At 37.0% G+C, this 10,393-nt stretch carries 12 protein-coding genes; 6 read left to right on the forward strand and 6 right to left on the reverse strand.

The annotated features are described in order from the left end of the window. Positions 1-16 precede the first annotated feature (16 nt). From K8089_RS15580 to K8089_RS15595, 4 genes are read left to right on the forward strand one after another with little or no spacing between them, the layout of a single operon-like run. Complete coding sequence (locus tag K8089_RS15580) at positions 17-931, forward strand: hypothetical protein (RefSeq protein WP_237604226.1); 915 nt, start codon at positions 17-19, stop codon at positions 929-931. Then, positions 931-2,094 (forward strand): sigma-54-dependent transcriptional regulator, encoded by a 1,164-nt coding sequence (locus K8089_RS15585; protein ID WP_237604227.1) that lies wholly within the window; start codon positions 931-933, stop codon positions 2,092-2,094. The genes K8089_RS15580 and K8089_RS15585 overlap by 1 nt, the downstream gene beginning before the upstream one ends. Before the next feature lie 7 nt (positions 2,095-2,101). Further along, positions 2,102-2,980 carry a PPK2 family polyphosphate kinase gene (locus K8089_RS15590; protein WP_237604228.1) on the forward strand — a complete coding sequence of 293 codons (879 nt, stop codon included), beginning with the start codon at positions 2,102-2,104 and terminating at the stop codon, positions 2,978-2,980. A 52-nt stretch (positions 2,981-3,032) separates the two neighbouring features. Further along, positions 3,033-4,424 (forward strand): M20/M25/M40 family metallo-hydrolase, encoded by a 1,392-nt coding sequence (locus K8089_RS15595; protein ID WP_237604229.1) that lies wholly within the window; start codon positions 3,033-3,035, stop codon positions 4,422-4,424. Between the two features lie 11 nt (positions 4,425-4,435). Here the strand turns inward: K8089_RS15595 and K8089_RS15600 are convergent, their stop codons facing one another. From K8089_RS15600 to K8089_RS15615, 4 genes are all read right to left on the reverse strand, one after another. After that, on the reverse strand, positions 4,436-5,245 hold the full coding sequence (locus K8089_RS15600) for a DUF1853 family protein (RefSeq protein ID WP_237604230.1): 810 nt from the start codon (positions 5,243-5,245) through the stop codon (positions 4,436-4,438). 144 nt (positions 5,246-5,389) lie between these two features. Further along, positions 5,390-6,238 carry a 23S rRNA (adenine(1618)-N(6))-methyltransferase RlmF gene (gene rlmF / locus K8089_RS15605; RefSeq protein ID WP_237604231.1) on the reverse strand — a complete coding sequence of 283 codons (849 nt, stop codon included), beginning with the start codon at positions 6,236-6,238 and terminating at the stop codon, positions 5,390-5,392. Positions 6,239-6,295: 57 nt separating this feature from the next. Beyond that, on the reverse strand, positions 6,296-7,036 hold the full coding sequence (locus K8089_RS15610; protein WP_237604232.1) for an AAA family ATPase: 741 nt from the start codon (positions 7,034-7,036) through the stop codon (positions 6,296-6,298). Positions 7,037-7,083: 47 nt separating this feature from the next. Further along, a complete protein-coding gene (locus K8089_RS15615; protein WP_237604233.1) occupies positions 7,084-7,539 on the reverse strand; it encodes a DUF1801 domain-containing protein in 456 nt (151 codons plus the stop codon). Positions 7,540-7,686: 147 nt separating this feature from the next. On the opposite strand from K8089_RS15615, the gene K8089_RS15620 reads away from it, so the two are divergent. Continuing rightward, a complete protein-coding gene (locus K8089_RS15620) occupies positions 7,687-7,920 on the forward strand; it encodes a hypothetical protein (RefSeq protein ID WP_237604234.1) in 234 nt (77 codons plus the stop codon). Next, positions 7,920-8,237, forward strand: coding sequence for a type II toxin-antitoxin system RelE/ParE family toxin (locus tag K8089_RS15625; protein ID WP_237604235.1), 318 nt, complete (start codon positions 7,920-7,922; stop codon positions 8,235-8,237). Before K8089_RS15620 ends, K8089_RS15625 begins: the two co-directional genes overlap by 1 nt. 166 nt (positions 8,238-8,403) lie before the next feature. On the opposite strand, the gene K8089_RS15630 is transcribed toward K8089_RS15625, so the two are convergent. Further along, positions 8,404-8,754, reverse strand: a complete 351-nt coding sequence (locus tag K8089_RS15630; protein ID WP_237604236.1) for a DUF2200 domain-containing protein — start codon at positions 8,752-8,754, stop codon at positions 8,404-8,406. A 901-nt stretch (positions 8,755-9,655) separates the two neighbouring features. After that, complete coding sequence (locus K8089_RS15635; RefSeq protein ID WP_237604237.1) at positions 9,656-10,126, reverse strand: hypothetical protein; 471 nt, start codon at positions 10,124-10,126, stop codon at positions 9,656-9,658. Positions 10,127-10,393: the final 267 nt, after the last annotated feature.

Raw genomic sequence — 10,393 nt, forward strand, 5'->3', positions numbered from 1 at the left:
AAAAAAAATAAAAACTATGAAAAAGAACATTTTTATTACGGCATTTCTTTTCCTTTTGGTATTTGGAATGACCGCACAGACAACCGATTTGGCACGGGTTGAATATTTAAACTTTCAGTTTGCCAAATCTGATAATTCTATAAACCGTTATCGGGCTTTGCTGCAAGTTCCTATTCCTTTAGATGAAGAGAAAGATAACATATTTGTAGTGGGTATGGAATATCGTTTTGTAGATATTAATATTAAAGATACAGAAGATGTATTTGCTTTTGATGACCACTTGGTGTCTTCAGTACAGCAAATGAATGCTTATTTGGGTTACGTTTGGAAGAAAAACGATTGGCGCTATGGCGTAAAAGGAGGAGTGAAAATTCAAAGTGATTTTGAAGGAAATTTAGTGGGTGACGATTTTATATATGAAATTGGAGCCTACGCCATAAAAGACAAAAAGAAAAACCCGGAAGAAGGCAAAAAACCCTATCGTTTAATTATGGGGCTTACTTATTCTACAACGCCCGGCAGGTGGTATCCGCTTCCTATTTTAAATTATTTTAAACAGTTTCACCCCAATTGGACCTATACTTTAGGGGTGCCAAAAACCAATGTACGCCACTATTTAAACAACACCCATAAAGACGCCCTGCAAGCTTTTGTAACCTTAGATAATGTTTACGCAAATCTTCAGCAGAATTTTGTACCGCTTATAGACCAAGGCGAGGATGGAAAAGTAGCCGAAAGTGTGCAATTAACTGTTGGATTGGTAGGTCTTGGTTACGAACACTTTTTCACCGAACATTTGTTGTTTTACGGGTATGCAGCACACTCGGTTTACAATGACTTTCGATTGGAAGATGGCGACGGAAAAAAAGTTTATAAAATAAATACCGAAAATTCTCCCTATTTTAGGGCAGGAATAAAATTTAAATATTAATGGCGAGAATACTTATAATAGAAGACGAAGCAGCAATTAGAAGGGTTTTAGTAAAAATTCTTTCCGAAGAAAATAAAGGTTACGAAGTTTTTGAAGCCGAAGATGGCTTAGCCGGAATGGAAATTCTTAAAAACGAAGATTTCGATTTGGTTCTTTGCGATATTAAAATGCCAAAAATGGACGGCGTTGAGGTTTTGGAGGCCGTAAAAAAGATAAAACCTGAAATCCCCATGGTTATGATTTCCGGTCACGGCGATTTGGAAACTGCTGTGAATACAATGAAATTAGGCGCCTTCGATTATATATCAAAACCGCCAGATTTAAATCGTTTGCTTAACACCGTTCGCATTGCTTTAGATAGAAAAGAATTGGTTGTTGAAAACACGCGACTTAAAAAGAAGGTTTCCAAAAACTACGAAATGGTTGGCGAATCGCCGGAAATAGAGCAGATTAAAGAAATGATTGAGAAAGTGGCACCCACTGAAGCTCGTGTTTTAATTACAGGTCCCAACGGAACAGGAAAAGAATTGGTGGCGCATTGGCTGCATCAAAAAAGCGATCGCAGCACTGGTCCAATGATAGAGGTTAACTGCGCGGCAATTCCCAGCGAATTGATTGAAAGCGAATTGTTTGGACACGTAAAAGGGGCGTTTACTTCGGCAAATAAAGACCGTGCCGGAAAATTTGAAGCTGCAAATGGCGGTACTATTTTTTTAGACGAAGTGGGCGATATGAGCCTTTCCGCGCAAGCCAAAGTGCTTCGTGCTTTGCAAGAAAATAAGGTGCAGCGCGTAGGTAGCGATAAAGATATTAAGGTAAATGTTCGCGTTATTACTGCCACAAATAAAAACCTTAAAAATGAAATTGAAGCGGGTAACTTTCGCGAAGACCTTTACCACAGATTGGCGGTAATTCTTATAAAAGTACCCCCATTAAACGATAGGCGCGACGACATTCCACTTTTGGTAGATTATTTTTCAGAAAAAATTTCAACAGAGCACGGTACAACCAAAAAGAAATTTACCCCCAAAGCCATAAAGCTTTTGCAAGAATACGATTGGACGGGGAACATTCGTGAGCTACGCAATGTTGTGGAACGTTTAATTATCCTCGGTGGAAAAGAAATTAGTGTAGAAGATGTAAAATTATTCGCGAGTAAATAGTGTGTATATGAAAGAAATAAAAATTGAAGATTTTAAAGTTACTGAACCCATAAAACTGGATGGCACGCGTAATGATATAGATTTAGGCGCTTCAGAAGAAGCCATAAAGGATCAATTAAAAGATGTTCGAAAAAAGTTGGGTAAGCTTCAAGATACCATGTACGCACACGGAAAATATGCGGTATTGGTTTGCCTGCAAGGGATGGATACGGCCGGAAAGGACAGTTTAATTCGTGAAGTTTTTAAAGATTTTAATGCGCGTGGGGTAGTGGTACACAGTTTTAAAACGCCTACTGCGCTGGAGAAAAGACACGATTATCTTTGGCGTCACTACGTTGCACTTCCCGAACGCGGAAAGTTTGGGGTTTTTAACAGAACGCATTACGAAAATGTTCTAGTTACAAGAGTTCACCCAGAATATATTCTTGGTGAAAACTTGCCCGATGTAAATTCTTTGGAAGATATTGACGCAGATTTTTGGGACAAACGCTTTCAGCAGATCAACAATTTTGAAAAGACCATTCAAGAAAACGGAACTATTATTTTTAAATTCTTTTTGAACCTTTCTAAAGAAGAACAAAAGCATCGTTTACTTCGCAGGCTGGATAAACCAAATAAAAACTGGAAGTTTTCCCCAGGCGATTTAGATGAAAGGGAGTTGTGGGAAAACTACAGAAACTGTTATGAGGATGCAATTAATCGCACTTCCAAACCACAGGCACCTTGGTATATCATTCCTTCAGACGATAAAAAAACGGCTCGATTAATTGTAGCTGAAATTATGTTGCAAGAGCTCAAAAAATACAAAGACATTAAAGAGCCGGAACTGGACGACGCTATAAAAGCGAAGATTTCTGAATATCGCCAACGTCTAAAAAATGATTAATTTAGCGTTTCATTTTACTCACACACGTACTAATTCTTTTAAAATTTCATTGATGAAGAACCTTTCAATCCCTACCATTCTTTTCTTCTTATTTATTTCGTCAGCAAGTATTTCGCAGAATATCCATCAAGATTCAATAATGTTGAAAAAGCTTTATACCACAGCTTTAACCGATGGAAAAGCCTACGACTGGTTAGACTATCTTTCCAATAAAATTGGGGGAAGACTTTCCGGTTCTTTTGAAGCCGAAAGAGCCATAAAATTCACCGAAGCCGAATTAGAGGAGTTGGGTATAGATAAAGTGTGGCTTCAGCCTGTAATGGTGCCAAAATGGACCCGTGGCTTTAAGGAATACGCCTATATTGAGTCGCCTGCGGGCGATAAAACGGTGACTAATATTTTAGCGCTTGGCGGTTCCGTTCCCACACCAAATTTGGGTATTAAAGCCGAAGTAGTAGAAGTTCAAAACTTTGAAGAGCTCGCGCGTTTAGGAAAGGAAAAAATAGAAGGGAAAATTGTTTTCTTCAATCGCCCAATGCAGCCAGATTTAATACATACGGGTCATGCCTATGGCGGCGCCTCAAACCAACGTTATTCCGGTGCAGCAGAAGCTACTAAATACGGTGCGATTGGCGTTTTGGTTCGGTCATTATCGCTAAAAAATGACGACGTGCCGCACACAGGCGCAATGAGTTATGGCGACACGCCAGTGTCAAAACGTATTCCGGCCGCAGCCATTAGCACCAAGGATGCAGACTATCTTAGCGGCTTGCTAAAACTTGTGCCAAACCTGCAGTTTTATTTTAAACAAAACTGCAAAACCTGGGACGATGTGCCGTCATTTAATGTTATTGGGGAAATTACCGGCAGCGAGTATCCAGACAAATATATGGTAGTGGGCGGTCATTTAGACAGCTGGGATGTTGGCGACGGTGCTCACGACGATGGAGCTGGCGTTGTACAAAGCATGGAAGTGCTTCGGCTTTTTAAAAAGTTGAACTACAAGCCAAAACACACAATTAGGGTTGTACTATTTATGAATGAAGAAAATGGATTGCGTGGCGGATTAAAATATGCCGAAGAAGCCAAACGAAAAAACGAAACGCACGTTTTTGCTCTAGAAAGCGATAGTGGCGGATTTACACCTCGTGGCTTTTCACTCGAAACTGATGCAGAAAATGTGGCGCAAATACGCTCGTGGGCACCGCTTTTTGAGCCCTATTTAATTCATTTGTTTGATGAAGGTTACAGCGGCGCAGATATTCGACCGATGAAAGGAAATATTAATGTGCTCGCAGGTTTACAACCAGACTCACAGCGATATTTTGACATTCACCACACGGCAAACGACACTTTCGATAAAATTAATAAACGCGAGTTGGAGCTCGGGGCTGCAACTATGGCGAGCATAATGTATTTAATGGATACACACGGCGCTAAATAAATTTGCGGTAATCACCACCAAACTACAAAAAAACGTTCCACTTTATGGGGCGTTTTTTTATAAACTAAAGGCGACTTCTTATTTTGAATTCGCAGTTCAATTTCCTTTTCTGCTTCTGAAAAGGAGTGCCAACTGTCAACTGCTTCCGTTGGTAAAAGCCACTGTTTTTTAGTGGGAATGGCATAGAAAGCTTTTGTGTCTTCAGTAGAAAATTCCTTGTGTTTTATATAATGTCCAACGATGCAATCGGAAAAATTTTTTGGAAGAAACCGGCGATTCATTTTCTTCGGAAGAAATAAAAAGGCTTTTAAACACAACTGCTGCGAAGTTGGAATTTGAATATGTAATGTTTCCAATTTTTTAATTGTTTCCTTTTTTTCAAGTAGTGGAAATTGCTTCAGCTTTACTTTTTCCAATTTGTCGAAAAGGCTGTCTTTTCGGTTTGGGCCAATCCATTTTTCTTCTTCTGAAGCACCGGCATTTTCGTCAAACAAATAGAATTTACACGCCAATTCAATATGAATAATTTTATGGGTTTTTAGACTTTTCACCATATAATCCAATTCGCCTAAAGTTTCTTTTTCACCATTTATTTGAAGATTTGCCTTGAGTAACTTATAGTTTTTAGAGCTATTTAAATACGCTTCAAAACAAGCTTCTGCTTGCATTCCGAGCACAAGATTATTCGGAAAAGTGAATTTACTTTCCGCTATTTTTTCATCTAAAAAATTAAAATTTTCAAAAGGATATTTTTCCGAAGTTATTTTTAATTCGGGAGTGTTTATAAAGGAATTCAGTATGTGTAAATCTTGTGTTTTCAAAAGCTGAAAAATTACTTTAGCTATATTGGGTTACCGAGTAATTTATTTCTCCGTGTTCCTTAACGGTTCTCTGCGAATCCTTTGTGTAATAGTTATTTCGCAGAGGTTCGCGGAGTAAAAAGAGTTGCGCAGAGATTAAAAAAATTAAGCTCTAAACGTCCAAGCAATAAATCGGCTTTGTTTATTGCCTTGTTCCATTTCAACTATTTTTACTGCCGTTGGCTTGGTTTTATTGATGGCTCTTTTAATGTTTTTCAAGTTTTCTTTTTGCGAAACTATTGCGGTAAACCAATGCACTTGCTCTTTAAACTTAATACTTTCCTCAGCCATCTTTTTAATAAACGCCTCTTCGCCGCCTTTGTACCACAACTCGTTGCTGAGGCCACCAAAATTCTTGGTGTTTTCTTGGTTAAGTTTCAAATTTTTAAACTTGCGTTGGTTGCTTTGTTCTGCCTCGGTTCGGTTTTTGAAAAATGGCGGATTGCAAACTACCACATCAAAATTATCTGTGGGCTGGATTATGTTTTTCAAAATTTGGGTTTTGAACTGTTGATGCCGCAATTCAATATTTTTTAAGCTCTCGTTTTTAGCGATAGTATCCTGTGCCGTACGCAACGAATCTAAGTTTACTTCACTGGCGGTAGTTTTCCATTGGAAATGACACGTAGCGAGAATGGGGTAAATTAAGTTGGCGCCCGTGCCAATATCTAACAGGTGAATGTTTTTTTTGGGAAGCAAATCTGCAACGTGCAACAAATAATCTAACCGGCCGGGAATTGGCGGACATAGGTTTTTCGCGCCAATCTGCCATTCTGAAATGTTGTAGTGTTCTTTTAGCAAAGCTGTGTTCAACGCTTTTACCGCTTCGTGATTGGCGAATTTTACGGTGTTGGTGCCGTATTCATTTTTAAAAACGAATTCTTTTAAAGGCGGATGCTTGGCTATTAGCGTTTCAAAATTATAATCTTTATTAAAGGGGTTTTTTGGATGCACAAATTGATTTTTAAAGAAGTAAAGGTAGCACAATGCGTCACCATTTACAGTATTTTTCTATAGCACTGCTTTTTGGTGAAGTTGTAGTTGCGCTTTCGCTTCCTCGTTTGCAATTATTGCATTTTTAACGGCACTAAACGTTATGTCTTTTGCTTCGGCATACGAAATGTTGTAAACGCGCATAACAGTGCTGAATTCTTCGGGAAACTTCTCCAAAAGTGAATCGTAATAAACATCTAGCTGGTTTCGGTTAGGCAATTCAAACTTTAATTTTAGTTGAAATCTTCGCAATAACGCCGTGTCAATAACGCTGGGATGATTGGTGGCGGCAATTAATAACACGTTGCTTGGCAGCTCGTCTATTAATTGAATAACCGTGTTAACCAAGCGTTTCATTTCGGAAGAATCTTTATCGTCGTGATCGCGAAGTTTTCCGATGGAGTCAAATTCATCCAACAGCAAAACCGCATTTTCTCGGGCAGCTTTTTTAAAGACTTCGGTGATATTTTTGGCGGTTTCGCCCAAACGGGAAGAAACGATATTGCCTAAATTTAAAATGATAATTTTTTTGTCTAAAGCCTGTGCAATAGCTTTGGCAGTAGTTGTTTTTCCGCATCCGGTGTGCCCAAAAAGAAAAATTTTATTGGCAACGGGCAACTTGTAATGGTTTAAAATTTCGAAGTGTTTAAACTCTTTCAGCAATTGGTTTAAACCATTTTTGTTCGCCTCGCTTAAATGAATTTCATCTAAGCCAATCGTCGCTTCTTTTGAAATGATTATAAAATCTGATAGTGCCATGTACCGCTTTGTTTGAGCATGCAAAAGTAGTGGAATTGAAATGATTTCTACTTTTTTAACACACTTTCGTATTTCGCAATCCACTGCTCCACGGAAACTTTTGTGGTGAGTTCTCCCAACAATTCAAAAGGAACATTTTTTGTGTTTTTAAAGCGGATGCAACTCTTGCCCATATCTAGTTTTCCTTTGGCGTGTTTTGGGTATTCTGCCACAAACCACGCCAAAAGTTCAGGATCTGTATAAATGCCAGAATGGTAAAAACCTATGTGGTTTTTTTGTGAAGCAATACTCATAAATGGTAGCGCATCTGTGGGTTTGCAGTGGTAACCATCGGGGTAAATACTGTGTGGTACCACGTAGCTAATCATTCCGTATTGCATGGTTTCTTCAAAACCTTTGGGTAGATTTTTCTTTACTGTTTCGCGCAATTTTTGCATTACTTCCTTTCGGTCTTCGGGTAGTTCGGCTATATATTGGACTGGTGTTTTGGCTTTAGACTGCATTATAGAAAAGTTTATAGTTTAAAATTCAAAGTTATAAGTTTTTAGTTAAAGAATTTCTGTTTGTTGTCAACGGCTTGTGAAGAATGGCAATTCAAGAAAAAACAACTGATTTGATAAATTTGTATCTTTGATAAAAAGACGAATAAAATGAATTTAGAAGCTCGAAAAATAGAATTTGTGAAAGAATTTTTAAAACTACAAAGTGAAGAAGCGGTTTCTCGTCTTGAAAAACTTTTAAGAAAAGAAAAGAAAGCGTCAGAGGAGCAATTAATTGAACCGATGACTGAAGAAGAACTGAATAAGCGAATTGACCAATCGGAATCTGATTTCGGAAATAACCGATTTAAAAGTATTTCGGAACTTTTATCCAAATACGAATAATGATATTGAAAATTATTTGGTCTGAATTTGCCGAAACTCAACTTGACGAAATCTATGAATATTATAAAAAAGAAGCAGGTTTAAGAGTTGCAAAAAATCTCGTAAGTGGAATTATTAATGAAACAAAAAAGTTAATAAAATCACCGCTAATTGGGCAAAAAGAAGAATTATTAAAACGTAGAGAAATTGAATATCGATATTTAGTTTTCAAAAACTACAAGTTGATTTATTCTGTAGATAATCAAAACGGATTTATAAAAATTGCTGATGTTTTTGATACTCGACAAAATCCACCAAAATTGAAACGGATTAAATAAATCCAGTTGTCAGCAAGAGTTAATAGAAATTACTCGTTCTCATCATTTTAAAAAAATAAGTTAAGATTTTACACTATCCCGCAAAGTGTGTATTTTCAAATTTAAGTGAATTACACAACTTCTAAATGTGTGAATTGAAAAAATATTTCAATATAAAGTTTAGTCATTACTCTCTTAAAATCTTTTCCATCTTTTTGCCTTTTGCAAGTTCGTCTATTAGTTTATCCATATAACGAATTTTTTGCATGAGCGGTTCTTTAATATCTTCTACCCGGTAGCCGCAGATTACACCTGTTATTTTTGAAACATTTGGGTTTAGACTTGGGGCTTCATCAAAGAAAGTTATAAAGCTAGTTTTAGTATCTATCTGTTGCTGCAAACCATTTTGGTCGTAACCCGTTAACCAGCAGATTACAGTATCTACCTCTTCTTTGGTGCGGCCTTTTTTTTCTGCTTTGGTTATATAATGCAGGTAAACACTGGCGAACGACATTTTAAAAACTCTTTCGTTTTTCATAGCGGTTGAATTTGGCATATAAATTTAATGAATTTTGGTGTGTCTGGCGCTTTCTTACCTACGGCAGGCAGAAGAGTGATAGATTAATTTGGGAATATTGCCTTACAAATATTACAGTAAATGGGCACGCTCTAGCAAATCGCATCAAGGGAGTGGGTGCTAGCTGAGGTGCTTCGTTTAATAAAGTCTTCTCTTATTTTTTGTAGTGGTTATTTATTGCAGTGAGGTTGTTACGAGCGCGAAGAGATTTGTGATGTATTTGAATAGTATACTCAATATATATTATATATTATAAACTTGCTATAAACATACTATAAAGATACTATAGACATACTATATATATACTATAAATATGGTTTATATTATTCTTTTGGAAGGTTGCTGAATACTTTAGTGCTATCTATAACTTTAATAGTGCGAAGTCGGTAGAGATTGTTAAATAAAAAGGGAGGTTGTGGTACCTTAGTATATCCGCTAAAGAATAGTATTCCGTTGGATAAGAATGCTGTGCAAAATTATATGAAATGCTAGCTGACTTGCTGGATGTAGCGGGAAGGGCGATAGCGATTCAAGGGTTTAATTTTTAGTGCAGGGAACGTATTATTTATTTAGGAATGTAACTGCGGTCTGGGTTGAGAATTTGGGGTTGGTTGATTTGTTAAATTCGTTAATTCATTAATTCGAGAATTGTTGAATTTGGGAATCGGGTGGGGGGGGCACGATCCGATAGCTATCGGATACATGAATTTTTATTTAGCTACGCTCGCAAGGGGATGGCCTTGAATACACGATACTATTTGTCTTCGCTGTGTTGGGAGAAGATTAAAATGGGAGTTAGGGGTTGCACTGAAAATGCTCCATTAAATGGGAACATGATAAACCTAGCTTCGTGTGTAGTAGGCTAGCTATAAAATTTCTTGTTTTGCTTTATTTTTATGTAACCACCAATACCCTGCAAGAGAGAAGGAATTATAGCGAAGGACAATAATAGCGCAAAATTTAAGAAAATATTGTTTTGCGAAGGAAAGAAGTTTTCAAGTGGTATGGAAATTCCCATTACATATAATTGATAAAAAAACCACAATCCGGCTTCTTTTACATGTTTATAATCTATGCTTTTCGGAGAGCTGGTAAATGCTATCAACCAGATTATAAAACCTATTAAGGCAATTATATAATATTTTTTAAAGCTAAAGGTATTATCTGTGGCTAGAATTCCACTTGCTATGTAAAGTATGAGAATAACAGCTAAATGTAAACCGGAATAAATTATTTCATAAACTCTATTATCAAGAAATTGATATAAATAAGAAATTCCGAAAATTGAAATTAACGTTATAATTATATGTGAAGATATTAATTTCGAGTTCATTCTGCATGGATTATGATATAACTCTTATTCCTTTTTAGTCTTTACCAACCATTGATTAAAGTATAGGTTTTCAATTTCTTTTCTCTTAATTTTATTTATAATTTCGACAGGTTTAGATTCCTTTGAGAGGTTTATTAGATTTGTTGGCACGAGCGGGACGCTCGCGCTAGCGGGGTCAATTTCTGGATATTCCGGTATCGCTCAAAAATTATCATTTATTGTTTATGTTTTCTATTTGTTGTTGGCACGAGCGGGACGCTCGCGCTA

The sequence above is a fragment of the Aequorivita vitellina genome, from assembly GCF_022008365.1.
Lineage (GTDB): Bacteria > Bacteroidota > Bacteroidia > Flavobacteriales > Flavobacteriaceae > Aequorivita > Aequorivita vitellina.

What these genes read in the sequence shown, in the direction of transcription:
- K8089_RS15625 (WP_237604235.1), top strand. Translation starts at nt 7,920, where the DNA reads ATGATATTGAAAATTATTTGGTCTGAATTTGCCGAAACTCAACTTGAC.
- K8089_RS15585 (WP_237604227.1), top strand. Translation starts at nt 931, where the DNA reads ATGGCGAGAATACTTATAATAGAAGACGAAGCAGCAATTAGAAGGGTT.
- K8089_RS15590 (WP_237604228.1), top strand. Translation starts at nt 2,102, where the DNA reads ATGAAAGAAATAAAAATTGAAGATTTTAAAGTTACTGAACCCATAAAA.
- K8089_RS15620 (WP_237604234.1), top strand. Translation starts at nt 7,687, where the DNA reads ATGAATTTAGAAGCTCGAAAAATAGAATTTGTGAAAGAATTTTTAAAA.
- K8089_RS15615 (WP_237604233.1), bottom strand. Translation starts at nt 7,539, where the DNA reads ATGCAGTCTAAAGCCAAAACACCAGTCCAATATATAGCCGAACTACCC.
- K8089_RS15595 (WP_237604229.1), top strand. Translation starts at nt 3,033, where the DNA reads ATGAAGAACCTTTCAATCCCTACCATTCTTTTCTTCTTATTTATTTCG.
- K8089_RS15580 (WP_237604226.1), top strand. Translation starts at nt 17, where the DNA reads ATGAAAAAGAACATTTTTATTACGGCATTTCTTTTCCTTTTGGTATTT.
- K8089_RS15635 (WP_237604237.1), bottom strand. Translation starts at nt 10,126, where the DNA reads ATGAACTCGAAATTAATATCTTCACATATAATTATAACGTTAATTTCA.
- K8089_RS15610 (WP_237604232.1), bottom strand. Translation starts at nt 7,036, where the DNA reads ATGGCACTATCAGATTTTATAATCATTTCAAAAGAAGCGACGATTGGC.
- K8089_RS15630 (WP_237604236.1), bottom strand. Translation starts at nt 8,754, where the DNA reads ATGAAAAACGAAAGAGTTTTTAAAATGTCGTTCGCCAGTGTTTACCTG.